22 protein-coding genes and 1 tRNA gene are annotated in these 26,605 nt (G+C 68.4%); 9 read left to right on the forward strand and 14 right to left on the reverse strand.

The genetic code is table 11. From position 1 onward, the window contains the following. Nucleotides 1-91: 91 nt before the first annotated feature. Entirely contained in the window at nt 92-985 is an 894-nt protein-coding gene (locus tag T8K17_RS04745; protein WP_322333358.1) for a uracil-DNA glycosylase, read from the reverse strand. 139 nt (nt 986-1,124) lie between these two features. On the opposite strand from T8K17_RS04745, the gene T8K17_RS04750 reads away from it, so the two are divergent. From T8K17_RS04750 to T8K17_RS04760, 3 genes are all read left to right on the forward strand, one after another. Beyond that, nucleotides 1,125-2,765 carry an electron transfer flavoprotein-ubiquinone oxidoreductase gene (locus T8K17_RS04750; RefSeq protein ID WP_322333359.1) on the forward strand — a complete coding sequence of 547 codons (1,641 nt, stop codon included), beginning with the start codon at nt 1,125-1,127 and terminating at the stop codon, nt 2,763-2,765. 187 nt (nt 2,766-2,952) lie between these two features. Further along, entirely contained in the window at nt 2,953-4,578 is a 1,626-nt protein-coding gene (locus tag T8K17_RS04755) for a tetratricopeptide repeat protein (RefSeq protein ID WP_322333360.1), read from the forward strand. Then, nucleotides 4,565-5,449, forward strand: coding sequence for a 4-(cytidine 5'-diphospho)-2-C-methyl-D-erythritol kinase (locus tag T8K17_RS04760; RefSeq protein ID WP_322333361.1), 885 nt, complete (start codon nt 4,565-4,567; stop codon nt 5,447-5,449). The genes T8K17_RS04755 and T8K17_RS04760 overlap by 14 nt, the downstream gene beginning before the upstream one ends. A gap of 19 nt (nt 5,450-5,468) precedes the next feature. Here the strand turns inward: T8K17_RS04760 and T8K17_RS04765 are convergent, their stop codons facing one another. From T8K17_RS04765 to T8K17_RS04775, 3 genes are all read right to left on the reverse strand, one after another. After that, a complete protein-coding gene (locus T8K17_RS04765; RefSeq protein ID WP_322333362.1) occupies nt 5,469-7,856 on the reverse strand; it encodes a peptidoglycan-binding protein in 2,388 nt (795 codons plus the stop codon). Between the two features lie 102 nt (nt 7,857-7,958). Beyond that, on the reverse strand, nt 7,959-8,678 hold the full coding sequence (locus T8K17_RS04770; protein ID WP_322333363.1) for a hypothetical protein: 720 nt from the start codon (nt 8,676-8,678) through the stop codon (nt 7,959-7,961). Nucleotides 8,679-8,829: 151 nt separating this feature from the next. Next, nucleotides 8,830-9,234, reverse strand: a complete 405-nt coding sequence (locus T8K17_RS04775) for a hypothetical protein (protein WP_322333364.1) — start codon at nt 9,232-9,234, stop codon at nt 8,830-8,832. Nucleotides 9,235-9,328: 94 nt separating this feature from the next. On the opposite strand from T8K17_RS04775, the gene T8K17_RS04780 reads away from it, so the two are divergent. Then, nucleotides 9,329-9,403 (forward strand) — tRNA-Gln (locus T8K17_RS04780). Between the two features lie 36 nt (nt 9,404-9,439). On the opposite strand, the gene T8K17_RS04785 is transcribed toward T8K17_RS04780, so the two are convergent. Both T8K17_RS04785 and T8K17_RS04790 read right to left on the reverse strand, forming a co-directional pair. Then, nucleotides 9,440-10,303, reverse strand: coding sequence for a class I SAM-dependent methyltransferase (locus tag T8K17_RS04785; RefSeq protein ID WP_322333365.1), 864 nt, complete (start codon nt 10,301-10,303; stop codon nt 9,440-9,442). 39 nt (nt 10,304-10,342) lie between these two features. Further along, the gene (locus tag T8K17_RS04790; RefSeq protein WP_322333366.1) at nt 10,343-11,158 is read right to left on the reverse strand and encodes an MBL fold metallo-hydrolase; all 816 of its coding nucleotides are present in this window, start codon (nt 11,156-11,158) and stop codon (nt 10,343-10,345) included. Between the two features lie 227 nt (nt 11,159-11,385). Between T8K17_RS04790 and T8K17_RS04795 the strand changes: the two genes are divergently transcribed. Then, nucleotides 11,386-12,618, forward strand: coding sequence for an MFS transporter (locus tag T8K17_RS04795; RefSeq protein WP_322333367.1), 1,233 nt, complete (start codon nt 11,386-11,388; stop codon nt 12,616-12,618). A gap of 127 nt (nt 12,619-12,745) precedes the next feature. Here the strand turns inward: T8K17_RS04795 and T8K17_RS04800 are convergent, their stop codons facing one another. The 3 genes from T8K17_RS04800 to T8K17_RS04810 form a co-directional block, all read right to left on the reverse strand. Continuing rightward, nucleotides 12,746-13,435: a response regulator transcription factor gene (locus tag T8K17_RS04800; protein WP_322333368.1), complete on the reverse strand. Its 690-nt coding sequence runs from the start codon at nt 13,433-13,435 to the stop codon at nt 12,746-12,748. 109 nt (nt 13,436-13,544) lie between these two features. Next, nucleotides 13,545-13,850: a DUF427 domain-containing protein gene (locus tag T8K17_RS04805; RefSeq protein WP_322333369.1), complete on the reverse strand. Its 306-nt coding sequence runs from the start codon at nt 13,848-13,850 to the stop codon at nt 13,545-13,547. 19 nt (nt 13,851-13,869) lie between these two features. Continuing rightward, nucleotides 13,870-14,736: an alpha/beta hydrolase gene (locus tag T8K17_RS04810; RefSeq protein WP_322333370.1), complete on the reverse strand. Its 867-nt coding sequence runs from the start codon at nt 14,734-14,736 to the stop codon at nt 13,870-13,872. A 117-nt stretch (nt 14,737-14,853) separates the two neighbouring features. Here T8K17_RS04810 and ribA point away from each other — a divergent pair, with 117 nt between their 5' ends. Together ribA and T8K17_RS04820 are read left to right on the forward strand one after the other, a co-directional pair. Beyond that, entirely contained in the window at nt 14,854-16,080 is a 1,227-nt protein-coding gene (gene ribA, locus T8K17_RS04815; protein ID WP_322333371.1) for a GTP cyclohydrolase II, read from the forward strand. A gap of 202 nt (nt 16,081-16,282) precedes the next feature. Then, nucleotides 16,283-17,179, forward strand: coding sequence for a hypothetical protein (locus tag T8K17_RS04820; RefSeq protein WP_322333372.1), 897 nt, complete (start codon nt 16,283-16,285; stop codon nt 17,177-17,179). 22 nt (nt 17,180-17,201) lie between these two features. On the opposite strand, the gene T8K17_RS04825 is transcribed toward T8K17_RS04820, so the two are convergent. The 5 genes from T8K17_RS04825 to T8K17_RS04845 form a co-directional block, all read right to left on the reverse strand. Next, nucleotides 17,202-17,939: a YggS family pyridoxal phosphate-dependent enzyme gene (locus T8K17_RS04825; protein WP_322333373.1), complete on the reverse strand. Its 738-nt coding sequence runs from the start codon at nt 17,937-17,939 to the stop codon at nt 17,202-17,204. Beyond that, the gene (locus tag T8K17_RS04830) at nt 17,936-19,846 is read right to left on the reverse strand and encodes a tetratricopeptide repeat-containing sulfotransferase family protein (RefSeq protein WP_322333374.1); all 1,911 of its coding nucleotides are present in this window, start codon (nt 19,844-19,846) and stop codon (nt 17,936-17,938) included. Before T8K17_RS04830 ends, T8K17_RS04825 begins: the two co-directional genes overlap by 4 nt. Nucleotides 19,847-19,850: 4 nt before the next feature. Next, complete coding sequence (locus tag T8K17_RS04835; RefSeq protein WP_093152158.1) at nt 19,851-20,699, reverse strand: sulfotransferase domain-containing protein; 849 nt, start codon at nt 20,697-20,699, stop codon at nt 19,851-19,853. Nucleotides 20,700-20,702: 3 nt separating this feature from the next. Continuing rightward, complete coding sequence (locus tag T8K17_RS04840; protein WP_322333375.1) at nt 20,703-21,899, reverse strand: JmjC domain-containing protein; 1,197 nt, start codon at nt 21,897-21,899, stop codon at nt 20,703-20,705. A gap of 115 nt (nt 21,900-22,014) precedes the next feature. Next, entirely contained in the window at nt 22,015-23,085 is a 1,071-nt protein-coding gene (locus tag T8K17_RS04845) for a porin (protein ID WP_322333376.1), read from the reverse strand. 429 nt (nt 23,086-23,514) lie between these two features. Between T8K17_RS04845 and T8K17_RS04850 the strand changes: the two genes are divergently transcribed. Both T8K17_RS04850 and leuS read left to right on the forward strand, forming a co-directional pair. After that, nucleotides 23,515-23,973, forward strand: coding sequence for a DUF3576 domain-containing protein (locus T8K17_RS04850; RefSeq protein WP_322333377.1), 459 nt, complete (start codon nt 23,515-23,517; stop codon nt 23,971-23,973). 65 nt (nt 23,974-24,038) lie between these two features. Further along, on the forward strand, nt 24,039-26,603 hold the full coding sequence (leuS, locus tag T8K17_RS04855) for a leucine--tRNA ligase (protein WP_322333378.1): 2,565 nt from the start codon (nt 24,039-24,041) through the stop codon (nt 26,601-26,603). Nucleotides 26,604-26,605: the final 2 nt, after the last annotated feature.

Genomic DNA, 26,605 nt, shown 5'->3' on the forward strand with positions numbered 1-26,605 from the left:
GCATCGACGGACGCGGAATGATTTTTAATTTCGTATTTAATTTACGGTAAGCAAGTTTGTTAATTTGAAGAGGGCTAATTTTTTATAAAAATTATACGGTTTTCGCGACTTCATCCAATCGGCGACGCAATGCAAGCAAGTCCTTCCAGGCACTCGCCTTTTGTCCCGGCGTGCGGAGCAGATACGCCGGATGGTAGGTCGCGAGCGCCGGGATCGTGCCCGCCGAATTGGGCAGCCGCCAGTCCATCCAGGTTCCCCGAAGACGGGTGATACCCTCCTTGCGGCCCATCAGCGACTTGGCCGACGTGCCGCCGGCGAACAGCAGGATCTTCGGCGCCGCCAGTTCGATGTGGCGCTCCACGAAGGGTATGCAGGTGGCGATTTCGGCCGGCGTGGGCTGCCGGTTGCCCGGCGGCCGCCAGGGCAGGATGTTGGTTATATATACTGACTCTGCCCGCGACAGGCCGATGCTGGCCAGCATCCTGTCCAAGAGCTGTCCGCTCACCCCGACGAAGGGTTTGCCCTGACGGTCCTCGTCGGCGCCGGGGGCCTCGCCGACCACCATCACGTCGGCGCCCGGGACCCCGTCGGCGAAGACCGTGTTGGTGGCGGTCACCTTCAGTCCGCAGCCCTCGAACCCCTCCAACACCGCCTTTAGTCCCTCCAGGGAGTCGGCGCCGCGGGCGGCGGCCCGGGCGGCTTCCGCCGGGCGGTCGAGTTCCGCCTGCGCGGCCCGCGGCACGGCGGCCGGGCGGACCGGCGGGGCGGAGACGGGACGATTCGGCTGGGGGGACACCGCGGGGGCGGGGCCGGCGGCGGGCCGGTAATCGCCCCTTTCGGCGACGGATCGGGCGGGCGCGGCGCCCTGGGGCTGGCGCGGCTGCAGCCGGTTGACCGGGCTGGCAAGTATTGCCTCATCGACGCCAGCCTCCACATACCAGGAAAGCAGCGCGCGGGCCGCCGACTGGATATCGGCGGCCGTCACGGTCTTCTCCTGGCCCGAATCGGGGCCGGCGCCCCTGGTCTCGTGTTCATGGGTGAGTTATGACAGGTCGAAAGGCCGGCGGCCACCGCACGGTGTCAGAGACATAGAATAAGCCATTGCTTCGAAGCGGGAGTGCAGGATGGAACGGGAGTCGATGGAATGCGATGTCGTCATTGTCGGGGGCGGACCGTCCGGTCTTGCCGCGGCGATCCGGCTGAAGCAGCTCTGTCAGGAAAATGATGTCGATCTCTCGGTCGTCGTCCTGGAGAAGGGTGTCGAGGTCGGTGCGCATATCCTGTCGGGCGCGGTCATGGAAACCCGCGCGCTCGACGAGCTGATCCCGGACTGGAAGGACAAGGGCGCGCCGCTGAACACGCCGGCGACAGAGGACCAGTTCCTGTTCCTGACCAAGGGCTCGTCCTTCCGGATGCCGACCCCGCCGTCGATGAACAACCACGGCAACTACATCGTCAGTCTGGCCAACGTGGCGCGCTGGCTCGGCGAGCAGGCGGAAGCCGCGGGCGTCGAAATCTATCCGGGCTTCGCCGCCGCCGAGGTGCTGTATCACGAGGACGGCAGCGTCAAGGGCGTGGCCACCGGCGACATGGGCATCGGCAAGGATGGCGAGAAGACCGCCAACTACCAGCCGGGCATGGAACTGCACGCCAAGGTGACCCTGTTCGCCGAGGGCGTCCGCGGCTCCCTGACCAAGGGCCTGATGGAGCGGTTCGACCTGCGCAAGGACTGCGACCCGCAGACCTATGGTATCGGCATCAAGGAACTCTGGGAGATCGAGCCGGAAAAGCACACGCCGGGCAAGATCGTCCACACGATCGGCTGGCCGCTGACCAGCGACACCTATGGCGGCTCATTCCTCTATCACCTGGAGGAAAACCAGGTCGCCGTCGGGTTCGTGATCGGCCTCGACTACAAGAACCCGCACCTGTCGCCGTTCGACGAATTCCAGCGTTTCAAACAGCATCCCTCGATTCGCCCGATCTTCGAAGGCGGCCGGCGGGTGGCCTACGGGGCCCGCGCCATCAACGAGGGCGGCTGGCAGTCCATCCCGAAGCTGACCTTCCCGGGCGGTGCGCTCATCGGTTGTGCCGCCGGCTTCCTCAACGTCCCGAAGATCAAGGGCAGCCACAATGCCATGAAGTCCGGCATGACCGCGGCCGAGGCGATCTTCGAGGCGCTGAAGGGCGGCGACGCCAAGCAGGGTGTGGAGCCGACCGCCTATCCGGACATGCTGAAGAAGACCTGGGTCTACGACGAGCTCTACAAGGTCCGCAACATCCGCCCGGCGTTCCGGGCCGGCCTGCTGCCGGGCCTCGCCTATTCCGCGCTCGACACCTATATCCTGCGCGGCAAGGCACCGTGGACCCTGCACCACCACCCGGACCACGAGACCCTGATGCCGGCCTCTCAGGCGCAGCCGATCTCCTATCCGAAGCCGGACGGCAAGATCAGCTTCGACAAGCTCTCCTCGGTGTTCCTGTCGAACACCAACCATGAGGAGAACCAGCCGGCGCATCTCACGCTGAAGGATCCGTCCATCCCGGTGGAGCACAATCTGCCGCTCTACGACGCCCCGGAACAACGCTATTGTCCGGCAGGCGTTTATGAGATCGTACGCGATGACGATGGTGGGAATCCGCGACTGCAGATCAACGCTCAGAACTGCGTTCACTGCAAAACGTGCGACATCAAGGATCCCACGCAGAATATTCACTGGGTCGTACCGGAAGGAGGGGGAGGTCCGGTCTACCCGAACATGTGAGGCTTTGCCTTTGCCCCAGACCGCCCTGCGACCCGCTTCCGCCGCCGGACGACGGACCGGCGCCCTGAGTGGCTTTCGCACATTCGCCCCGGCCTTCTGTGTCGCGCTAGGCCTGTCGGCCTGCGCGACCGCCGGACCGCAACGCTCCGATGCGGCGGCCGCGTCGCTTTCTCCCGACGAGATGTCGGTGGCCGGAGCCTTTCTCGCCGGACGTTACGCCGACCGCATCCGCGATGTCGGCAATGCCAGCACCTTCATGGACCGGGTGGTGGAGAGCGGCGATATCGGGATCGCGCTGAAACGACGCGCCTTCCTGCTCCGTCTGGAAGCCGGCCGCTACGACGACGCCGCCGTTCTGGCGCCGGAGATCGTCGACACCCTCGACGCCAATGCTCCGATCGCCAACATCTTCATGGCGGTGGAGGCGGCGCGGGTCGGCGATTTCGACCGGGCTGCCCGACTGATCGACAGCCTGCCGGACAACCGGCTCAACCGGGTGCTCAGCCCGCTGCTGGACGGCTGGATCGCGCTCGGCCAGGGCAACCGCGAGACGGCCGAGCAGGCGATCGACGGGGTTCTGGAGATCGACGGCTTCGCCGTGCTCCATGCCCTGCACAGCGCCATGCTGGCCGATGCCGCCGGCGAGACCGCGCTTGCGGCGGAACGCTACGAAGCCGCCCTCGCCAACCTGCAGGATCCGCCGCTGCGGGTGCGGCTGGTTGCCGCCAACTTCCAGGCCCGGTTCGAGAGCGTCGAAGCCGCCATGGCGACGGCCATCGTGACCGACGCCACCGCCGCCGATCCGTCCGACGTGGAAGCCTATCTGCGGCGCGTGGCGGAAACCCGCAAGGGCCTGCATCCGAGTGCCGCCGACGGGCTCGCCCAGGCCTTCTTCGACCTGGGCAGCGCCCTGCAGCGCGACCGCCGCTCGGAGCTGGGGATGGTGTTCAGCCGGCTCGCCCTGCGGCTCGACCCGGATTTCGATCTCGCCACGCTGCTGATCGCGGAGATCCTCGACGACCGACAGCAATACGGCGAGGCGCTGGCGCTGTACGACACCGTGCCGGAAACCTCCGCCTATCGGCTGATGGCCGAACTGCGGGCGGTGAGCAGCCTGGTCGACATGGACCGCATGGACGAGGCCGTCGACCGGCTGAACGCGCTGGCCGACCGGCGGCCGGAGCAGATCGACCCGCTGGTCCGGCTCGGCGACCTCTATCGCTCGACCGAGGAGTGGAAGGGCGCGATCTCCGCCTATAACCGGGCCTTCTCGCGGCTGCCGGCGGGCGATCCGGGCTCCTGGTCGATGTACTATTCCCGCGGCATCGCCCTGGAGCGCGACGAGCAGTGGGAGCGCGCCGAGGCCGACTTCCTGACCGCGCTCGAACTGCGGCCGGAACAGCCCTACGTGCTGAACTACCTGGGCTATACCTGGATCGATCAGGGACGGAACCTGTCCAGGGCGACGCAGATGATCGAGCAGGCAGTCGCCCTGCGGCCGAACGACGGCTACATCGTCGACAGCCTGGGCTGGGCGATGTACCGCCAGGAGCGGTTCGCCGAGGCGGTGGAGCATCTGGAGCGGGCCGTGGAACTGCTGCCCACCGACGCGACCATCAACGACCACCTGGGCGATGCCTATTGGCGGGTCGGCCGGCGCCAGGAGGCCCGGTTCCAGTGGCAGCGGGCGCTCAGCTTCGATCCGGACGCCGACCTGGCCAAGAGCATCGAGCACAAGCTGCAGGCCGGCCTGCCGGCGGTGCAGTCCGGCTCGGTGAAGACGGCGGACACCAAGGCGGATGTGGACGGCTGACGCCGACGGCGCCGCCCGGCACCGCCTCGCCCCCGCCAAGGTCAACCTCGCCCTGCACGTTACCGGCCGCCGGCCGGACGGGTATCACCTGCTCGACATGCTGGTCGCCTTCGCCGATATCGGCGACCGGGTCACCTGGCGGCCGGGCGGGTCTGCCTGCCGGCTAAGCGTCGACGACCGACTGCTCCGTCCGGAGCCGGTGCCGGTCGATACCTCCAACCTTGCCTGGCGCGCCCTGGCCCTGGCCGGGCGGCTCGGCGCGGCACCCCTGGCCGGGGACCTGACGGTGGAGAAGAGCCTGCCCTCAGGAGCGGGGATCGGCGGCGGGTCGAGCGATGCGGCCGCGGTGCTGCGCCTCCTGCTGACCGAGACCGCAACCGACGAGGCTTTCCTGCAGGCGCAGGCAGTGCGGCTCGGCGCCGACCTGCCGGTCTGCCTGGCCGGTCGGCCGACACGGGTGCAGGGTATCGGAGAGCGCCTGACGCCGGTCGCCCTCGCACACGCCCTGGCCGTCGTGCTGGTCTGGCCTGGCGAAGGCCTGTCGACTCCCGCGGTGTTCCGGGCCCGCGCCGCCGAGGATCGCGATGCGATCCCCGCCACCGCCATCGACGCCCTCGCCCAAGACCCGCTCGGCGCGATCGCCGATCTGCGCAACGATCTGGAGGAGGCCGCCCGCGCCTTGCTGCCGGCGGTCGGTCACGCGGCCGATGCCCTGCGGGAGTCTGCAGGGTGCAGGCTGGTCCGGATGTCGGGAAGCGGATCGACCGTGGTCGGATATTTCGCCGACGGGAATGCCGCGGCGGAGGCGGCCGACCGGATCTCGGCGGGCGCCCCCCACTGGTGGGTGCGGGCGGGCGTGCTGCAGGCCTGAGCGTCTCCGCAGGGTTCGCTCAGTTCAGCCGTTGGCGCAGACTGCGCGACGGCAGGCCGGTGGCGGGCAGGCCGTTATCGCTCTGGAACTTGCTGATCGCCGCCCGGGTCATCGGACCGGCGATACCGTCCACCGGCCCGTCGTAATAGCCCAGCGACGTCAGCCCTTCCTGGATCTCGGCAATGTCCGGGGCGCCGGTCGGCGGATCGAGCACCAGCCCCGCCGCCGGGCCCAGGGGCGCTTCCGGCAGGCCACCCGCCGACTTGGTCCGCAGCCATTCCTGGGCGCCCTCGGCACCGGCCTTGGCGGCGTCATACATCTTGCGCTCACGCTCCAGCTCGTCGGGCTCGAACCGCGCGATCTCGTAGAAGCCTTCAGACACACCCCGTTCCGCCGCCCGCTGGAACCACCGTTTCGCTTCCGCATCGGATTGCGGAATGCCCTTCCCCAGGGCATAGAGCCTGCCGAGATTGTACTGGGCCAAGGGGAAGCCCTGTTCGGCCGCGCTGTGATACCAGAGCAGCGCCCGCGTCTCGTCCTCGGGTACGCCGAGACCCCTCTCGTACATCACGCCGAGATTGAACTGCGCCACATCGAGGCCGTTGATCGCCGCTTCCCGGAACCAGGTCGCGGCCTCCGCCGGCCGGGGCTCGGCCGCGCGCATCATGGCGGCGGCGACCTCGAACTGGGCAGCGGGATTGCCGGCCTCTGCCCGGCTGAGCGGCGCGGCCCCCTCGGTGGTCGGCGCAGCGGCGGCCGAGGCCCGACGCGGCGGCTCGACCAGGGCCGGGGCCGGTGGGGGGGCGACGGGCCGGGGGTCAACGGCGATAGGCTTGTCCGGCAGCGGCGGCGCCGGACGGATCGCGGTCTCGGCGACGGACGCCGTTTCGGTCGGCGCGCCGGCACCCGGTTCGGCGGGAGCGGAGCCGGTCTCACCAGCCGGCGCCGGTGTCGTGTCGGCGGTGGGCGACGACCCGGTGACAGGCGACGGTGCTGTGGAATGAGGCGGCGGAGAAAGAGGCGGTGGAGCGGAGGCGACTGATCCCAGAGGCTCCGGCCCAGGTGCCGGCGCAGCGACGTCCTGCGGCGCGTCCGAGGTCGACCCGATCCCCTGCCGCACCCAGTCTGTGGCCGCCGCCAAGGCGTTCTGAACGCTGGACTGCGCCTCGGCGAGCCGATTGCCGAGCGCGTCGAGGTTGAGCGTTCCCTGCCGATGGGCGGACCACAGCGCCCCGCCGATCAGCATCAGCACGATTGCCGCTGCGATGGCCAGCCGAACGCCGCCGCCCTGGCGCCGCGCCGGCAATCCCTCGCGGATGGGCTCGCCCGACAGACCGAGCGCCCGGGTGTCGATCGGATCGGCCGGGAAGTCGTAGGAGGGCGGGGTCGGCTCAGGTCGTTGGGGTTTCGATACGGTTTCCGGCGGCATCTCCGGCGGCGGCGGAATCTCGTCCGGCCGGGCAGGCTCCCACGTCTCCGCCAGCACGGCGGCGGCGTCCAGATCGGGCCCGGCGGCCTCCTCGGGCTCCGGATCCGCCTTCGGCGTGTCGCGGTCCCGCAGATCCTCGGCCGCGAAGGCCAGGGCCGTGCGATCGATCTCTATTTCCGGCTCCCAACCCGCCGGGGGACCGCCCGGAAGCGGCGGAACGGGTCGTGTGTCCTGTTGTATCGGCTCGAAAGTTTCTTCTTCCTCAACCGGTTCCGGCGGTGCAGGCGGAACGGGTCGCAGGACGATCGGGGCCGGTTTCGGGCGCTCCGGTTCGGGCGGGGGCGGCACCTCCACAAGGTCGCGCGTCACCTCGTCGGCGGTCGGACCGGGGGTCTCGCTGTCCCAGATATCCTCGTCGGCGGCCGGTTGCGGCACCTCCTGGCGCGGCTCGGTGGCCGGCGGTGGTTCCGGCGTCCGGATCGGCCGGAAGGCGATCGGCGTCCGGATCGGCTGGGGAGCAGGCGGCGGGGTGGGTTCTGGCTCGGGTTCCGGTTGGGGGGCGGCCTCGATTTGCGGCGGCGGTGGCGGCGTGACCTCTTCCGGCTCCGGATGCGCGGTCGGCGGCGGCAGCCGCTCCGCCTCGCGTTCCAGGGCCACCACCCGCTCGGCCACGTCCTTCAGCGCATAGCCGATCGGCCGCAGGCGCGCCTCGAACAGCCGCTCGCCATCGGAGATCCGGCTGAAGATGGCCTCCACCGTATCGGCGCTGATCCCGTCGGGGCGGGGTGCGGCGGGTCCACGCTGGGCGCCGCCGCGGTCGGCCGGCACCGGGATGCCGCGGTTGGTGGAATCCGACTTGATGGCGTGATCGATCCATTCGCCGATCGTCATGCCGGCAGCCGCAGCCGCCCGGCGCGCAATGTCGCGCGTCGCCTGGTCGACTCCCTTTACGCTCCAGGCCGTGGTGTCTCGGGACACCTTACCCTCACTACCGCCAACAATACCGCATCATAACGTGGTAGCGCTCGGCAGGGAAGCAAGCGCGACCCGTATGAATTCCCAAGGAAAACGCCGGTGGGATTACCGAGGTTTGCGCCGGAAGATCCGTCCGAAGAACCCAGGCTTGCCGCGGCCGGGAAGCACGAAGGTCTCCACCACCCGCATACGGTCGACGAGCTGTTCGATCCGGCGGGCCAGGCCGTCCAGGGAGTCGGAGGTGTCGGAGGGGATCCGGCGCACGAACCGCTCGGTCTCCAGTAGCTCGGTCTCGAGCCGCTCGACCTTGCGCTCGACCCCGATGAGTCCGCGCGGTCCCTCGAGCATCTCCAACCGCTCGGTCAGCTCCGCGATGCGGCCGGAGAGCGCCTGGATCCGCGTGTCGAGCCCGGCGATCTCGTCGGGCTCGGTCTCCATCCTGGTTTCCAGAACCCGCACCCGGTCCCGCAGGGAGGCAAGTCCTTCGGTATGGCGGCTATCCTCGCGGGCGAGGATGGTCTCGCGCGCCTGTCGCCAGTTGCCCGGGCCGAAGCCGAAATCGGGGTGATCGCTGGCCCGCCGCCCCAAGGCCTGGCCGGCCTGGCGCCGGTCGCCCTCCGGCGGAAGGGCGCGGGTCTCCGGATCGGACTGTGCGGCCGGAGCGGCGGGCGCGGCGCGGCGATCCACGGGAGTGCCGCCGCCGTCGCGGATCCGGCGGGACAGCCAGACGCCGATGGGCTCGCCGCTTTTGCGGGCTTCGTTCTTTGCGATCTCGCGATCCTCCCGCGAGACGCCCTTGATGCTCCAAGGTGTAGAACCGGACATCGACCCGCCACCGTTCCTGACCGACCCCATGCGCGACCGCGCGCCGGGAAACTACCCGGTAAGACTTTGCGCCCCTACTATACAGAATTCAGCGGAAAACGGCAGAGATTTGACGAGGATCCAGTTGCCGGTCATCCCCGTATCTCCAGGGTCAGTCGCGCCCCATTCCGCGCCGCTCCAGCCGGCCGATCCGGTCGGCCAGCTTCTCGACCACATCCTCCAGGCCGTCGAGCACGTCGAGCAGCCGCGCTTCGCTGCGTTCCAGCCGCTGATGCACGCCGGCGATCAGGGCCGCGTCGTCCACCACCTCGTCCCTGCCGCCCGGCACCAGCGCGCCGCCCGACTCACCATGCTGCTGCGCCGAGTCGCGCAGGGAGTCGGCCGGGGCCAGCGGGCGGCCGGAAGCCTCGGCGGCGCCGACGCGGCGGATCACATGGCTCAACCACTCGCCCATCGTCGCCTCGTGGTCCGCCGCCGCGGACTTCGCGAGGTCGCGGGATTCCGGGGTGACGCCCTTCACACTCCAGGGCAGTTTGGCCTTGCTGCGCGTTGCCACGGTCGGTCTCCGGCTAGGGGCGGACGGCGTTGTTATCGTACCGCAACCTGACGCTTGCTTGAAATGCCATGTGTTGCGTATGTTCCGCCTCGCATGGGGCGTAGCCAAGCGGTAAGGCAGCGGTTTTTGGTACCGCCATTCCCAGGTTCGAATCCTGGCGCCCCAGCCACCCGCTCCGCTCCGGCGTCATCCCGTTCGGCCTCCCTCAGGCTCCCGCACCGATCTGCGCCCCGGCGACCCGCTGCGGCGAGCGCTTGACGCACCACAGCGACGTCTCGTGGGCGCCGGCCGAAACCGGGATGCGCGCCGCCGCCGACTGGGCGACCCGGTCCGCGAGACGGGTCCGGGTGTAGTGGCTGGAGAACAGCGGCTCCAGCCCGCCGGAGGCAAGCCACGCGCTGACGACCTGATGCTCGGAATAGGCCCGCCAGTCCCAGGCCCGCGGATAGCCGTCCGGCAGAAGCACGTCGTGGACATGCACGAGCACGCCGGGCGCCAGCGCCGGGACGATCTCGGAAAACAGCAGGTCCACGTCCGAGCCCGGCAGGGCCAGGTGACTGGAGTCGATGAAGAGCACGTCGCCCGGTTCCAGCTCGGGCAGGGTTCCGAGCGCAGTTTCCTGCAGGGTTCGGCGGCGCAGGCGCACGTTCAGCGCGGAGATGTCGGCCCGAGGCGCCGGATCGACGCAATGGATCTCGGTCTCCAGGCCGCCATCCGCCACCGCCTGGGCCATGAAGCGGGTGGAATGGCCCGACCCGACCTCGAGAATGCGCCGCGGCCGGCCGGCCCGCACGATCGCATAGGCGGCCGCTCCGTCCAGGCCGGGGAACCAGTCCTGGCCCCAGCGCGGCATCGGCGGCTTGGCGCCGGAAAACCGGTCGACGATCTCGGCGAACCGATCGATCGCCGACAGCACCTCGGCCATGGCCGGTTCGGCGGCGGCGAAGACGGGCTCGAGCGCCTTGTAGGTGGCCGGCGGTCGCAGGGAGGCGGCGTACCGGTGCGGCACGAACACGCCCCCGTCGGCAATACCGAGCGTCGTAGCAATCGCTATCAGGCGTTTTTTCAATGCGTTAGATCTCACTACCGGCGAAAAGACTACGAGACATCACAAGCGGAATTCGGCGCCTTCGCGGGTGACGATCGTGCCCGGACGGGCGGCCGCTGCCAGGTCGGCGATCCGGTCGAGATCGTCATCCTCGTGCTTGGGATCGTGGTGGAACAGGGCCAGGGTCCCGACCCCGGCGATCTCCGACAGCCGCACCGCCTCCTCCCAGGTCGAATGGCCCCAGCCGCGATGGGCGGGGAGTTCCTCTTCGGTATAGGTCGCGTCGTAGAAGACCAGATCGGCCCCGCGCATCAGGTCCAGCACATTGCCGTCGTCCTGCCCGGGGACGTGCTCGGTATCGGTGACATAGGCGACCGACCGGCCGCCATGGCTGATCCGGTAGCCGCAGGCCCCGCCCGGATGGTTCAGCGGACGGGTGTCGACGCGCAGCCCCGGCGCCACCTCGAAGCCCGCACCGCAGGAGAAATCCTCGAACCGGACATCCGCCCGGAACTCGTCCAGCGGGATCGGAAACAACGGCGGCGACATCATCTTGTGCAGGATCTCGCGCAGGCCGAACGTCTGCTGCAGCCGGGCGGCCCGGAACACGATGCTGTTGCCCGGCGTGTAGGCCGGGCCCCAGAACGGCAGGCCGGCGATGTGGTCGAGATGGAAGTGAGTCAGCAGCACGTCGGTCGGCCCGCAGGGCTCGCCGCTCATGGCGCGGCCCAGTTCGCGGATGCCCGTGCCGCCGTCGAGGACGATCCGGCGGCCGGCGCAGCGCACCTCTATGCAGGACGTATTGCCACCGTATTTAACCGTCCTCGGTCCGGGGCACGGCACGCTGCCGCGGGCTCCCCAAACCTTGACGACCATTGCGTCATCCGCCAACCGACGTCTCCCGTCCTGCTGCTACGGACATTGCAGCCTTCACGCCCGCCCGCAACCCCTACCACAGGCATGTTGCAGGAAAAATGCAGGGGAGAACACCTGCATGTACGCAGTTGTCGCCCGCCGATCGATGCCCCAGAGTGACGGCCCGACACGACTGCCCGACGTCACCGCCTGCTCTGCCCTCCCCGCTCCCGACACGAAGCTCGCCGATGGTCCGACCCGACATGCGCCGCACGAACTGGACCGGCATTCTGTTCGGCTTCCTGCTGGCGACCCTCGCCGCTTTTCAGCAGTTCAAGCTGCCGCCGCTGCTGCCGGCGCTGCTGGCCGAGTACGCCTATCCCAAGGTGATGGCCGGCGCCTTCATGTCGATCTATGCGGTGGTCGGCCTAGCGGTCTCCTTCGGCCTGGGCTGGCTGCTGCAGCGGATCGGGACGGTCCCGATCCTGCTCACCGCCTTCGCCACGGCGATCGGCGGCAACGTGCTGGCCCTGATCCATCCGGAGAGCGCGATGGTCATGCTGGCCGCCCGCGGGCTGGAAGGGCTCGCCTTCGCGGTCTTCGCCATCGCCGGGCCGGTCTATACCAACCGCAGCGCCGGGCCGAGCCACCTGCCGCTAGCGATTGCCCTGTCGGCGATCTGGATCCCGCTCGGCCAGATCAGCGCGAACCTGCTGGTGCCGCTCGGCCATATGGCCGAGGGCGAGGCCTGGGGCGGCTGGCGGCTGTCCTGGATCGCGACCGGCGTGGCGACGGTCCTGCTCGCCGGCTGGATGGTGGCGATCCGTTTGCGGGGTGCGGCCGATCTCGACCTGCGGCGGCCCGCCGGGACGGTCCACGCGCCCTTCTCCACCGACGAACGCTGGGCGCTCAGTCTGGCGGCGCTGATCTTCACCCTGTGGTCGACCCAGTATTTCGCCTACATGACCTGGCTGCCTCAGTTCCTGGTCGAGGCGCACGGCCTGTCGGAGGACTGGGCGACGATCGGCTATTCGGTACCGGTGGTGATCCTGATCGTGGTCGGCCTGCTGACATCCATCGCGATCCGCCGCGGCCTGCCCCTGGCGCCGATGTTCGTCGCCTCCATCGTGCTGCAGGCGGCGGTTTGGTGGACCATCCCCTATACGACCACGCTGACCACCGGGATCGTCTCGCTGGTCGCCTACGGCCTCGGCATCGGGGTGACGCCGGTCTGCCTGTTCGCCCTGCCGAGCACCATCCTGGGCTCGTCCCGGGCGGGACCGAGCGCCTTCGCGGTGCTGATGACCGGGCGCAATCTCGGCGTGCTGATCGGACCGATCCTGCTGCCGCAGATCCTGCTGGTGATGCAGGTCTGGGCCGACGTCACCTGGGTCTTCGCCGCCCTCACCACGCTCTGCGCCCTCGGCGCCTTGCTGCTCGGCCTCGGCCTGGCGCGCATGGGCCGGTATCGGCCCGATTGATACGGAATCGTATCGACGGGTTTCCGGCGTCTTTTTATGGCTGGAAATTGTGGGAAGAGGTGGCCGGCAAAGGTCCTGAAGCAAGTTCAGGATGACGGTTCATTAACTATGCCGGCCGGAATCCGATTTACGGAACAAGCCGATAGCCGCCCGTATCCGTGACCAGGATCTCGGCTCGGGACGGGTCGGGCTCGATCTTCTGGCGCAGCCGGTACACGTGGGTTTCCAGCGTGTGGGTTGTGACCCCGGCATTGTAGCCCCAGACCTCGTTGAGCAGGGTCTCGCGCCGGACCATCCGGTCGCCGGCCCGATACAGGTATTTGAGGATCGCGGTTTCCTTCTCGGTCAGGCGGATCTTGCGGTTCTTGGTTTCGTCCACCATCAGCTTCGCCGCCGGCTTGAAGGCGTAGGGGCCGATGGAGAACACCGCGTCGTCGCTCTGCTCGTGTTGGCGGAGCTGGGCGCGCATCCGGGCCAGGAGCACCGCCACCTTGAACGGCTTGGTCACATAATCGTTGGCGCCGGCATCGAGACCGAGGATCGTGTCGGCGTCGCTGTCCTGGGCGGTGAGCATGATGACAGGCGACTTCACCCCCGCCTTGCGCATCAGCCGGCAGAGGTCGCGGCCATCCATGTCCGGAAGACCGACATCGAGCAGGATCAGATCGTAGGTGGCGGCCTTGGCGGCCTCCAGCCCTTCGGCGCCGGTCCCCGCCTCGCTGGTGTCGAACTCCTCGTGAAGCTGCAGCTGCTCGGCGAGAGTCCCGCGCAGCGCCTCGTCGTCGTCCACCAGAAGAACCTTGCGTCCCGTCGTCATCGTCATTCCCATCCGGTTAAGCTGCGGCCCGGTCAGGCTGCGGCATCGCATTACCAGGGCGCCAATGCACGCAGGCCGCCTCAGGTTACCTCAAATAACCGTGGCGCGCTCATTCGACGAGTCCGTCGCCGACGCCCTCCACCGTTACGCCCTTCCAGAACGCCACCCAGCCGGCGATCCGTCGCGCCTTGCGCTTGGGCTCCAGATAGCGCCAGGCGGCGTCGCGCTCCTCCCGGTCGCCCACGCGCACCGTGTAGTAGGTGGCGACCCCGCGCCACGGACAGCCGGTGCGGGTGGCCGTCTCCTCCAGGCAGTCGAGGCGCACGGCTTCGGGGGGGAAATAGGCCACGCCCTCGATGGTGACCACCTCCTCGGCCTCGGCGATCACCTCGCCGTTGAAGCTTGCGGTCGGCATCTTTCCTCCCTCGCGGATCTCAAAAACCGGGGGAGAGCATCTGGCGCAGCATGGCCAGACATAGCGGGTGGTGCGGGTCGCCGAAGGCCTCCAGAGCGGTGAAGTGATTGCCGCCCTCCACATCCACCGACAGGGCCGGCTGACCGGCGGCGTGCAGCGCCTGAATCAGCTCGTCGCGCTGGCGCAGGTATTCCGGCCCCTCTTCCAGGCCGACCGTGGCGATCAGCGGCGGCAGGCGGCCATCGCCCTTCTTCAGGTCGCGGGCAATGGAAATGGGGCTGAGCGGCGCCACATCCTCGGGCTTCAGATGCAGGCTCTCGTTGAGGTAGCACAGGCGGATCGGCTCCAGGTCGTGGAGGCCGGAGACCGAGCAGCCGCCCTTCAGCAGATCCGGCCGGCCGTTGGGGCCGCAGAGCATCGCCGCCAGATGGCCGCCGGCGGAATGCCCGGCCACGTGCAGCTTGTCGGCGCGACCGCCGACCCGCTCGGCATTGGCGTGGATCCACTCGATGGCGGCGGTCACGTCGGCGACGATATCGGCGATCGTCACCTCCGGGCACAGCCGGTACTCGACCGAGACCAGGGTCACGTCGGCGGCCACATAGGTCGGCGCCAGGAAATGCACCAGGGACTTGTCCCGCGTGTGCCAGTAGCCGCCATGGATAAAGGCGAGGATCGGCGCGTCGGGCCGGGCGGCCGGGAACACGTCGACCCGGTGGCGCTCATGCGGTCCGTAGGCCAGGTCCAGGTCGCAGGACAGCGCGTTGCGCGCCTCGGCGCCCCGGGCCATCCAGCGCTGACCGATACCGGCCACGTCGGGCACCTTGGCCTGGTTGTTGTACTGGGCGTCGAGCGCCGCCTGATCGTAGGTCCCGAAGACCGTCATCGCTTTCTCCCGTATCGACTTTCCTGGCCCGACTCTTCCGGTCGTCCCGTTCTAGCATTCCAGCGCCCCTGCGTCGTGAGGTCCATTCGTCTTGACCTGACGGGCGCGGCGATCAATATGCGCGCCATGCCCGATGACCGCGATCCCGCCGCCGGCGCCCCCGCCAGTTCCCTCGACGGCGCACCCGCCACGCCCCGACCGTCCTCAGACCGCCCTGCCGGGCCGCGCCCCTTCGTGCGCGCCACCGGCCAGCTCGCGGTCGATCGGGCCATCGCCGAGCTGCGGCGCGGCGGCCTGGTGGCGATCCGCGCCGGACGCGACCTCGACCGCCTGGCGGTGGCCGCCGGCAGCGAGATGGCGACCCGCGAACTGATGGGCCAGATGTCGGCCATCGCCGGCTCCGAGCCGCGCCTCGTCCTGACCCGCAACCGGGCGGCCGTGCTGGGCTCCGGGACCGACGCCCCGGCCGTTTCGGTCGCGCTGTCGACCGCCCTGGACGTGGATGCGGTGCTCGATCTGTCCGACCCCACCCGCCAGGCCGCCGTTCCGGCCGGTCTCACCGCCCTGCCGGAGCGCGCGGATACCGCGGCCGCGGCGGCGGTGACCCTGGTGAAGCTGGCGCGCCTGCTACCCAGCGCCCTTGTCGCCACGGTGCACGGGATCTCCGCCTCGACCATGACCGCCTGGGCGCGGGAACGGGCCCTGCTGGTGGTCGAGGCCGGCGAAATCGAACGCTATGCCGAGACCAGCGCCCACCGGCTGATCCGTGCCGCCTCGGCCCGGGTGCCGCTGGCCGATGCGGAGCTCTGCGAACTGACGGCCTTCCGGCCGATGGACGGCGGCACCGAACATGTGGCGATCCGCATCGGCGAGCCCGACGCGGATGTGGGCCCGGTGCTGATCCGCATCCATTCCGCCTGCCTGACGGGCGATCTTCTGGGCAGTCTGCGCTGCGACTGCGGCGACCAGCTGCGCGGCGCGATCCGGGAGATCGAGCAGGCCGGCGGCGGCATCCTGCTGTATCTGGCGCAGGAGGGCCGGGATATCGGCCTGATCAACAAGCTGCGCGCCTACACCCTGCAGGATCTCGGGGCCGACACGGTGGACGCGAACACCACCCTCGGCTTCGACGACGACGAACGGGTGTATTTCCCAGCGGCGGAGATGCTGCGCCAGCTCGGCGTCGGCCGGGTGCGGCTGATGACCAACAACCCCTCCAAGATGGAACAGCTCGCCGCCTGCGGCGTGGAGGTGGTGGAGCGGGTGCCCCATATCTTCGCCTCGAACAGCCACAACGAACGCTATCTCGCGACCAAGGCGTCGCGGTCGGGTCACCTCTTCTAGACAGCGTCTTCCAGACGGCGGCGAAAGATTCCGCCCCGGACCCTGCAGGGCGGCAGTCTCTGCCGCCGACCGCGCCGCAGAGGCGGAGGATGCCGGGTCGGTTCCCACCGCCGGCGCGCTAACAGACCGGAATCGCTAAAGTTTATTTCCCACGGTGCTTGGCACGCAGCTTGCTTCTCTCTGGATGACGGAGGAGTGTGCGATGAGCGTGACAGAAGCAACGGGCCAGGCAAATCCAAGCTGGTGGTCGCAGAAGTGCCAGAGCGGCGAGGCAGATCCGTGCGAGCCGGGCACCGGCGGCACGAACGACTCCTTCGGCTTTGCCGACCTTCTGGACGTGATCAATCCGCTGCAGCACATCCCGGTGGTCAGCACCCTGTACCGGGAGCTGACCGGCGACACGATCTCGGAAACCGCCCGCATGGCCGGGGGCGCGCTCTGGGGCGGTCCGGCCGGCGTGATCGGCGCGCTCGCCAACACCATCACCGAAGGCGAGACCGGCTCGGATATCGGCGGAACCGCCATGGCCTATCTGCGCGGCGAAGAGGTCGGCACGCCGGCCCAGGATCCGGCCGCCATGCTGGCCGACGCATCGCAGGCCGCCGAATCGGGCGACCCGCTGGCCGGCCCGGTGCCGGCTTCCGTCGCCGCCTTCGCCGACGCGGCCCAACCCGCGACCCCGGGCTCCGTCCCGGCCGCACAGGCCGGCGCGATGGCGCTCGCCGCCGCCCAGGCCGGTCCGACGCCGGCGGGCTCGCAGGAATTCTCGGGATCCGCCGCCAGCCGCCTCGACGCCTTCATCCAGCGGGCCAACGCCGTGCGCACCCCGGCGCTCACCCCCGCCCGGACTCAGGCCGCCGATCCGGCGGTGAACGCAGTCCAGAGCGCGCCGGGCCGAGGCGCCCAACCCACCGGCGGCAAGGGCCTCGTCGTGGACGTGACCCCGTCGGCGGCCGCTCAGACGGCGCCGGCGCGCAGCGCCCAGGCTCCGGCCGGCGCACCGCTGACCCTGGCCACGGGCGGCAATACCGATGTCGCCAACTGGATGTCGCGCGCGCTCGACCGCTACGAGTCCATGAAGACCAGGGAACAGTCCTGACCGGGCAGGTGCGGCCGCGCGCTCAGTCGTAGTCGCGGGCGCCGAAGATCGCGGTGCCGACCCGGACATGGGTCGCGCCCATCTCGACGGCGGTCTCGAAATCCCCGCTCATCCCCATCGACAGGTTCGCCAACCCATTGCGCTTGGCGACCTCCCGCAGCATGGCGAAATGCAGCGCCGGATTGTCCTCCACCGGCGGGATACACATCAGCCCGACCACGGTAAGCCCCAGCATGTCGCGGCACTCGGCGATGAAGGCATCGGCCTCGGCGGGCGAGACGCCGGCCTTCTGCTCCTCCTCGCCCGTATTGACCTGGATGTAACAGGCGAGCTTTCGGCCCTGTTTCTCCATCTCCTTGGCCAGTTCGCGGGCGAGCTTGGGGCGGTCCACTGTCTGGATCACGTCGAAGAGCTCGACCGCCTCCTTGACCTTGTTGGTCTGCAGCGGGCCGATGAGGTGCAGTTCCACGCCCTCGTACCGGCTGCGGAAGTCGGGCCATTTGCTCTTGGCTTCCTGGACCCGGTTCTCGCCGAAGACCCGCTGGCCGGCGAGCAGCGCCGCCTCGACCCGCTCCACCGGCTGGACCTTGCCGACCGCGATCAGCGTCACCGCGGCGGGATCCCGCTCCGCTTCGCCCGCCGCCTTCTCGATGGCGTGGCGGATGGTGTCGATATTGTCGGAGATCTGCCGCACCAGGTGCGGATCGACGGCGACCGGGCCGCCATCCTCACCGACAGCCTGTCCCGTTGCCGCGCTCATGTCTCTTCCTCCGCATATCCGTATCGCTCGATTTCCGCCGACAGCGCCTGGGCGATCGGCGCCATAACGCTATCATACCGCCGCCAGCGGGCCAGCGCGGTTCGATAGATCGGTTGGGTGACCTGCGCCGCGCTCGGGGTCGCGAGGACACCGCGGCTGCGGGCATGGTCGTGAAAGGCCAGCATGCCAGGCTCGAACGGCAGGTCGAGGAAGTCGGTGATCCGGCGGGCCTCCCGCTCCAGATCCGCGACCACGTCCTCGTAGCGCACGGCAAGGGCCGGCGTCTCGACCGCCCGGCAATAGCTCTCCCAGGCGGTGAAGGTCGCCCGGTACAGGGCCGCCGCCCCGTCGAGCGAGGAGAACGCCGCCATCCAGTCGTTGAGCACGAAGTTCTGCATGAAGCAGGACAGAACCACATCGCAGGGGTGGCGCAGGGCGAGAATGAACCGGGCGCCCGGAAACACCCGCCGGATCAGCGCCACATGCGCCATGTTCAGCGGCATCTTGTCGACCGTGTAGCGGGTATCGGTGCGCCTGGTATGACGGGCCAGCCGGACACGGTAGTGCCGCCTCAACTCTTCAATTTCCGGCTCTTTCAAGGCCGGTAGATCCACCGGGTAGCGATGGGCCGACAGGGTCAGATCGGCGATCATCGCCGCGACCAGGGGCCGCTCCTCGACGACCTCGATCCGGGAATGGGCGTCCAGCACCTGGTCGATCAGGGTGGTGCCGGATCGCGGAAAGCCGACGACGAACAGCAGATCCGACCCGGCATCGCCCTCGCCGACCGGCGGTCCGGCGCGGTGGAGCTCGGCCAGCGCCTCGAGCTGCGCCAGCGCGCGGCCCGGATCCCGCTGCGGGCGGGCAGTGGCCACCTGACGGGCGTTGGCCTCGGCGAAGGCGGCGAAGGCCTCATCCGTGCGCCGCGCCGTTTCCAGGGACCGCGCCCGCTCGAACAGAAAGAGATGGCGCATCGCCGCCGGGCACCGGTCGATCCCGGCTTCCACGATCGACAGGGACCCCGCCGGATCGCCGCGTCGGCGGGCCACCGAAGCCAGCACCAGCGCCGCCGCCGCGGTGTCGGGCGCGGTCGCGAGAGCCCGGCGGGCCCAGCGCTCCGCGCCGTCGAGATCGGCCGCGTTCTCGGCGAATTCTGCAAGGAGAACCAGGGCCGATGCCTGTCCGGGTGCGACGAGAAGGGCCCGGTCGGCCGCCTTGCGCGCCCGGCCGCCATCCCCGGCCGCCCGCTCGGTGGCCGCCAACTGGCGCAGCAGCACGCTGTCCAGCGGCCTGCGGCCGAGATGCGCCGACAGCAGGTCCACCGCCCGGTCATGCTGGTCGAGCTGGCCGTACAGACCCGCCAGTCCGACCACGGCCTCGCTGCCGGCGCCCCGGTCGATCGCCCGCCCGAGTTTGTCGGCCGCCTCCTCGAACCGGCCGAGGCGCCGCAGGGCCGTGCCATGGTTGGCGAGCACCGCCGGATCGGTGCCGCCGCCCGTGGCCGCCAGGGCCTCATAGGCGCCGATCGCCTCGTCCAGCCGATCGCAGGACAGGGCGGCCTCGGCCGTCAGCCGGATCACGGCGGGGTTCGCGCGGACCTGATCGGGCAGGCGGGACAGCAGGCCGAGGGCACCCTCGGGGTCGTCCAGCGCCAGGCGCACCTGCGCTCTGTTGACCAGGATCTGCGCGTCTCCGGGTTGCCGGCGGTCGGCCTCGACCAGCAGCCGGTCGGCCGTGGCGAAGGCACCGGCGCCCGCTTCCAGCATGGCCAGGCGGAACAGGGCCGCGCCGGGGACGGCCCGGTGCTTCAGCAGAAGATCGTGGACCGGGCGGGCCGGCGCCGGATCTCCGGAGGAGAGGGATTTCTCCAGCGCGGTTCTGGCCTTGGGCGGGAGCGGGCCGGCCATGGCATCAGACCGTCGGCTTGCCGTTCTTGTCGATATACCGCAGCTCCCGCAGGACGTCGCCATGGACGTCGATCAGCTGGGCGACATGGGCGTCCGACAGGCTCTTGCGCCACCCGCCGACCTTGCCTTCGCGGAAGAAGGTCTGATCCGAGCGGACCCGCTCGCGGAAGCCGGCCTGCTTCTCCTGTCGGGAGACCTCCTCGAAATTGCTGAACCGGATCGCCTTCTTGATCCGCTCGGGAGTGGCCGGGATGTTCAGGAACTTGACGATGCGGGAGAATTCCTTGAACGGCTTGGACCGCAGGTCCTCGTAGCGCAGGACCAGCGGCTCGAAGCCCGGCACGCCGGTCCAGCCCCGGTAATGCTCCCCCCAGGGGCCGAGATACTGGACGATCGCCGCCTTGGTGGTCGGCGTGTGCATGGTATCGCGGCACAGTCCGTCCACCACCTGTTCCATCGTGCCGTTGTAGTGGGCGGCGAAGGACACGGCGACGTCGAACACGTTCCGCACGACGTAGATCGCCCCCATGGTCTGCTCGAGGCCGATGATCGGAATGTCCCCGGCAAAACCGATGCGGTTATGGGTCTTCACGATCGAGGTCTCTGGCCGGGAGGCGAGCTTCTGCTGCAGCACGGGGCGCAGCTGATCGAGCTCCTGGTCGGTCATCTCGTCGATCGGCCGCTGGGTCAGCGACTGGTAGAGATCCCGCTGGGCGTCGCCGAAGGAGACCACGTTGAGCTCGTTGATCGACACCGGCGCCGCGCCGTTTCGGAAGAGGTTCTCCAGGAAGATCCGGATCCAGGTGTTGCCCGATTTGGGGTAGGAGGCCAGCCAGAGGATTCCGCCGGACATCGGTCAGACCTGCACCGGAAAGATGACCTTGTTCTGGATCAGGGCCTGGATCAGCGTCCGGCCCGCCTCGCCCCGCTGGCCATGGGCTTCGGAGAGCTCGGAGAGCCAGAATTCCTCGCGCTCGAGGATCCAGGCGAGCATCTCGCGGTCCGCGGCGGCGCGCTGGAACGTCTGGCCGCGATGGGTGACTGTCAGGCCGTCCCCGGTGCCCTGAACCACGGGCGCATAGCGCGAGACGAAGAAATATCCGTCGGTATCGCGCTCCGGGAAGCGATAGTCCGCGACCTTGTCGAAGATGCGGTCCTTCTGGAAGCCGGCCACGAAGTCATGGAACGCCGGATCGGCAAGCACCTTGTTCACGGTCTGGCCGATACCCTGGAGATAGGCGGCAAGCGCCGCGCGATCCTCGAAATGCGGCAGCCGCTTGCGGAAATACTCCTGGCCCTGCATCTCGCGGGCGAGCATCTCCAGCACCGCGACCCCGACCGCCGGCGTCGAGCCGAAGGACAGGTGCAGCGAGGCCGTGTCGGTGGCGAGCGCGTCGTGATACAGGCCGCGCGGCAGGTAGAGAATGTCGCCCGGCCGCGTGGTCACCTGCTGCGCCAGCTTGCCCTTCATGCGGTCGTGCTGCTCGGCGGTGAAGTCGCTGGGGCGGCTGCCCGGGACGAAGGACGCCTCCGGAAACCGGCCTTCGTAGAGGTTCCAGGTCTTCTCGCCTTCGATCTGCAGGGCGAAGACGTCCATGCAGTCGAAATGGGAGGCGTAGCCCCGCACCGCCTTCCAGGAGCAATAGGCGTTGCAGGACGTGTTGGCCCCGGTGAGCCGCTCGAGCGCCCGGGAAACCGACGCGATCCGAGGATCGATCCCTTCCAGGAAATCGAGGACGAAGGTCGCCCCCTTCTGCAGCAGGGCGGTCACCTTGCCCCGGTCCGGCCGCAGGCCGGACTCGCCCTGGCGCCCATGTCCCGGCCGGCAGAACTGGGCCGCAGGCAGCACCTTGCCGTCCAGCGCCATCTCGATCGTATGCCCGTCCCAGAGCTTCGGGCGGGCCAGCAGGTCGTTCATGTGCGACCAGGAGAACACCGTCTCGACGCTGCGGACAGCCCCGGCCTCGTAATACGGCGCCTTGTCGAAATACTGGTCGAGAAAGCGATCGCGGTCGATCGCGCGGAACAGCCGGTCGAAGGAAACGTCGGTCATCGGAGCCCTGGGGTCGGTCGCGTGTCAGAAGTGTTGGCCAACCGATAGCCTATCCGGGCGCAAAAAAGAAGGGAGCCGCCCGAAGGCGGCTCCCCAAATCAGACTGTCTTCTGGATTAGAAGGACAGACGGATACCGGTGACGAAGTAGGTGGCCTCGATCTCGTCGGAGCCGGCAGTACCATCGTCCTCGAACTCAGCATAGCCCAGGGTCGCAGCGGCGGTGACGCCCGGACCCAGAGCATACTTGCCCGACAGATGCACGGTGTCCTGCGCGGAGCTGTTGTCAACTTCGCCATGGAAGTAGGACAGGCTGACGCCGAACGGGCCGGTCTCGTAGGAGACGCCGAGGTTGTAGGACTGACCTTCGGTCGCGCCTTCCTCAGCAGCGTAGGACGCGCCCACGCCGAAGCCGCCAACACCGAGGGTCACACCGGCGCTGTAGCTCTCCGGCTCATCGGTGCCCGAAGCGGACTCCATGAAGGTGCCGTAACCGCCGGACACGCCGAGGGACACGCCGCCGAAGTCGCCGGAGTAGTTGGCGCCGAACGTCACCATGTCGGAGAGGCCGGTGTTGCGGTCAACCGGAGCGAATGTCACGTCCTGGAGGTTGTCCGGGGAGTACGACGCACCCAGCTGGAAGCCGGCGAAACGCGGGGTGTAGTAGGTCAGCTTCTCGGAGTCGCTCGTACGGCCCGGCTCGACATAGGTCGAACCCAGAACGCCGCCGTAGTAGCCGGACCTGGAGACGTTGCTGCCCACGAGAGCCGCCCAGTTGCCCTGGTCGCCGGAGTTGATGCCGATACCGAAATCGCTCGGAGCGTAATGCATCTTGTACATCGCCGAGTTTTCGGAGCCCAGGTTGATCTCACCGAACGAGCCCCTCATGATCAGATACGACTCGTCGATCTGGTCAGAGCTGTTGCTGTTGGCCTCGAGCTGGACGTTGATACCGAACTCGATACCGTTATCCAGGGTCGTGGAGCCCTTGAAGTGAATTTCAGAGTCGGACCTGACGTCGAAGCCGTCAACGTCGCGGCCGGTGGAGTCGTCGACCGACGTGTAGCCGAACCACTGCTCCATGTAACCGCCAACCGAAACCTGCAGCTTTTCAGCGGCCATGGCGGACGGTGCGGCAATCAGGCCGGCGGCAACGATGGCCGTCGAGCCGAGAAGAACCTTCTTCATTCCCCATCTCCCGAGTTCGAGGTGTTTTAGGGTCCTCGGTCCATCTGGAAAAAGCGAAACAGCACGCCCGCCATCCCTGACCGATGGCCAATTGCTACAGGGCTCTACGGACCACCGTCAACTCGGCTGACGCCGCTCCGGGTGCAAAACTGTCTCAATGTGGCGGATATGTCACAACGGAGATCGGCGGATTTGCGCCTCTCGCGCCCTCAAGATCGGCTGTTTTCCCCCAGCTTTCGCACGGCTTTCGCACACCGGAAGACGGGATCGTGCGGCGATCATTGCGCCGGGCCCTTTGCATGGGTAAACAGATGGCTGCGAACTTTGGACAAGATTGTGATGGCCAGTTCTCGATCGAAATTAGTGAGCGGTGTCGGTGCAGGCGTTCTGTGCCTTCTGGCGCTTTCCGCCTGCGGCTCGGACGTCCCCGTGGAGTACGAGTACCCCACGACGGGACCAAACGGTCTGCCGACCTATAAGAAGCAGGACACCCTGACCGGCCCGAACGGGCTCGACCTCTTCTCGCTCGGCAAGGGCGACGAGGGCGGTCAGGGCGGAGGCGGCGTGGCGGTCAACGCCTTTCTGTGGCGCGCATCGCTCGACACTCTCTCCTTCCTGCCGCTGTCCTCGGCCGATCCGTTCGGCGGTGTGATCATTTCCGACTGGTACAATCCGCCGGAAAGCCCGAACGAACGGTTCAAGGTCACGGTCTATATTCTCGACCGCGCCCTGCGGTCCGACGGCATCCGGGCGAACGTGTTCCGTCAGACCCGCACCAATTCCGGTGATTGGCGCGATTCCGCGGTGGACGAAAGCCTCGGCAAGGATCTGGAGAACACGATCCTGACCCGCGCCCGTCAGATCCGCATTCAGCAGGCGGCGCAGTAAACACGCCTAAGCCGGTGCCGCGCGTGCCCGTGGCCCCAAAGCCATCACTAAGAGAGCTGCACGTCATGGCGCGCTACAACGTCAAGGAAACCGAAGCCCGGTGGCAGTCGCGCTGGGCGCAGGACGGGTGCTTCGAGGTCGAGGCCGATCCCTCCAAGCCGAAATACTACGTGCTGGAGATGTTCCCCTATCCGTCGGGGCGCATCCATATGGGCCATGTCCGCAACTACACCCTCGGGGATGTGGTGGCGCGCTACAAGACCGCGCGCGGCTTCAACGTGCTGCATCCGATGGGCTGGGACGCCTTCGGTCTGCCGGCGGAGAACGCGGCGATCGAGCGTGGCGTGCACCCGGGCAAGTGGACCCGGGAGAACATCGACGCCATGCGCGAGCAGCTCAAGGGCATGGGCCTGAGCTACGACTGGCGGCGCGAGGTCGCGACCTGCGATCCGAGCTACTATCGCCACGAACAGAAGATGTTCCTGGATTTCGTCAAGGCCGGGCTCGCCTACCGCAAGGAGAGCTGGGTCAACTGGGATCCGGTGGAGAACACCGTGCTCGCCAACGAGCAGGTGATCGACGGCAAGGGCTGGCGCTCCGGCGCGCCCGTCGAGAAGCGCAAGCTGAACCAGTGGTTCCTGAAGATCACCGAATATGCCGAGGACCTGCTCGGCGCGCTGGACGGTCTGGAAGGCCGCTGGCCGGACAAGGTCCGGCTGATGCAGCATAACTGGATCGGCCGCTCCGAGGGAGCGCGGGTCCGCTTCCAGCTCGTCGGCCGCGACGACAGCCTGGAGATCTTCACCACCCGGCCGGACACCCTGTTCGGCGCCAGCTTCTGCGCCGTGTCGGCGAACCATCCGCTGGCGGCCGAGATGGCCGAGGGCAATGCCGAGCTGCAGGCCTTCATCGCCGAATGCAACCGCATGGGCACCAGCGAGGCGGATATCGAGACCGCCGAGAAGCGCGGCTATCGCACCACGCTCGAGGTCGAGCACCCGCTGATGCCGGGCAAGACCCTGCCGGTCTACGTCGCGAACTTCGTGCTGATGGAATACGGCACCGGCGCCATCTTCGGCTGCCCGGCCCATGACCAGCGCGACCTGGATTTCGCCCGCAAATACGATCTGCCGGTTCTCCCTGTGGTTCTGCCGTCGGACGCCGAGGCCGCCGGATTCACCGTCGGCACCGAGGCATATACGGGTCCGGGCAAGATCTTCAATTCCGACTTCCTGGACGGGATGGACATCGAGGCCGCCAAATCGGCGGTTGCCGGCCGTCTCGAGGAGCTCGGCCGCGGCGAGCGCACGACCACCTGGCGCCTGCGCGACTGGGGCGTGTCGCGCCAGCGGTACTGGGGCTGCCCGATCCCGATGATCCATTGCGAAAGCTGCGGCGTCGTCCCGGTGCCCGAGGACCAGCTCCCGGTCGAACTGCCGGAGGATGTTGAGTTCGACCATCCGGGCAACCCGCTGGACCGCCACCCCACTTGGAAGCACACGACCTGCCCGTCCTGCGGCGGCGAGGCCCGGCGCGAGACCGACACGTTCGATACGTTCTTCGAATCCTCCTGGTATTTCGCGCGGTTCACCGATGCCCAGGGCGAGATCGCCTTCGACCGCCAGGCGGCCGACTACTGGCTGCCGGTGGACCAGTATATCGGTGGCGTCGAGCATGCGGTGCTGCACCTGCTCTATGCCCGGTTCTTCACCCGGGCCCTGCGCGACTGCGGCTACCTCTCCATCGCCGAGCCCTTTGCCGGCCTGGTCACCCAGGGCATGGTCTGCCACGAAACCTACCGGGCGGACGGCCGCTGGCTGTACCCCGACGAGATCACCAAGACCGACGGCGGCGACTGGGTCACCCTCGACGGCGGCAAGCCGGTGACGGTCGGCCGGGTGGAGAAGATGTCGAAGTCGAAGCGCAACACCGTGGACCCGGCCAACATCATCGGCAGCTACGGCGCCGATACCGCCCGGCTCTTCATGCTCTCCGACAGCCCGCCGGAGCGCGACCTGGAATGGACCGAGGCCGGCGTCGACGGCGCCTGGCGCTTCATCAACCGGGTCTGGCGCGAGATCACGGAGAGCGAGACCGCCCTCCCCGCCACCGGCACGCAGAAGCCGGCCGACCTGTCCGCCGAGGCCGAAGCGGTCTACCGGGCCTGCCACAAGACCGTTCTGGCGGTGGCCGACAGCATCGAGCGCTTCCGCTTCAACAGCGCTGTGGCTCAGGTCCGCGAACTGTCGAACCAGATCTTCGCCCTGTCCGGCAAGGGCGCGGGCGAGGCCTGGGCCCTGCGCTTCGGCTTCGAGACCCTGGTTCGCCTGATGGCGCCGATGACCCCGCATATCTGCGAGGAATTGTGGCGGCACCTGGGGCACGACACGATGCTGGCGACCGCGCCCTGGCCCGAGGCCGATGCGAGCCTGGCGGAAGACGACACCGTCACCATCGCCATTCAGGTAAACGGCAAGCTGCGCGCGACCATAGAGATGGCCAAGGACAGCTCGAAGGACGCGATGATCGAGCAGGCCATGAGCCAGCCGAACGTGATCAGGCTGCTGGACGGCAAGCAGCCCCGCAAGGTGATCGCGGTGCCGAACAAGATCGTCAACGTGGTGGCCTGAGC

Source organism: Thalassobaculum sp. OXR-137 (assembly GCF_034377285.1).
Classification (GTDB): Bacteria; Pseudomonadota; Alphaproteobacteria; order Thalassobaculales; family Thalassobaculaceae; genus Thalassobaculum.

Excerpts from the sequence above, each read along its gene's own strand:
- T8K17_RS04750 (WP_322333359.1), top strand. The coding sequence starts at position 1,125 with ATGGAACGGGAGTCGATGGAATGCGATGTCGTCATTGTCGGGGGCGGA.
- T8K17_RS04760 (WP_322333361.1), top strand. The coding sequence starts at position 4,565 with ATGTGGACGGCTGACGCCGACGGCGCCGCCCGGCACCGCCTCGCCCCC.
- T8K17_RS04770 (WP_322333363.1), bottom strand. The coding sequence starts at position 8,678 with ATGTCCGGTTCTACACCTTGGAGCATCAAGGGCGTCTCGCGGGAGGAT.
- T8K17_RS04790 (WP_322333366.1), bottom strand. The coding sequence starts at position 11,158 with ATGGTCGTCAAGGTTTGGGGAGCCCGCGGCAGCGTGCCGTGCCCCGGA.
- T8K17_RS04795 (WP_322333367.1), top strand. The coding sequence starts at position 11,386 with ATGGTCCGACCCGACATGCGCCGCACGAACTGGACCGGCATTCTGTTC.
- T8K17_RS04800 (WP_322333368.1), bottom strand. The coding sequence starts at position 13,435 with ATGACGACGGGACGCAAGGTTCTTCTGGTGGACGACGACGAGGCGCTG.
- T8K17_RS04805 (WP_322333369.1), bottom strand. The coding sequence starts at position 13,850 with ATGCCGACCGCAAGCTTCAACGGCGAGGTGATCGCCGAGGCCGAGGAG.
- T8K17_RS04810 (WP_322333370.1), bottom strand. The coding sequence starts at position 14,736 with ATGACGGTCTTCGGGACCTACGATCAGGCGGCGCTCGACGCCCAGTAC.
- ribA (WP_322333371.1), top strand. The coding sequence starts at position 14,854 with ATGCGCGCCATGCCCGATGACCGCGATCCCGCCGCCGGCGCCCCCGCC.
- T8K17_RS04820 (WP_322333372.1), top strand. The coding sequence starts at position 16,283 with ATGAGCGTGACAGAAGCAACGGGCCAGGCAAATCCAAGCTGGTGGTCG.
- T8K17_RS04825 (WP_322333373.1), bottom strand. The coding sequence starts at position 17,939 with ATGAGCGCGGCAACGGGACAGGCTGTCGGTGAGGATGGCGGCCCGGTC.
- T8K17_RS04830 (WP_322333374.1), bottom strand. The coding sequence starts at position 19,846 with ATGGCCGGCCCGCTCCCGCCCAAGGCCAGAACCGCGCTGGAGAAATCC.
- T8K17_RS04835 (WP_093152158.1), bottom strand. The coding sequence starts at position 20,699 with ATGTCCGGCGGAATCCTCTGGCTGGCCTCCTACCCCAAATCGGGCAAC.
- T8K17_RS04840 (WP_322333375.1), bottom strand. The coding sequence starts at position 21,899 with ATGACCGACGTTTCCTTCGACCGGCTGTTCCGCGCGATCGACCGCGAT.
- T8K17_RS04845 (WP_322333376.1), bottom strand. The coding sequence starts at position 23,085 with ATGAAGAAGGTTCTTCTCGGCTCGACGGCCATCGTTGCCGCCGGCCTG.
- leuS (WP_322333378.1), top strand. The coding sequence starts at position 24,039 with ATGGCGCGCTACAACGTCAAGGAAACCGAAGCCCGGTGGCAGTCGCGC.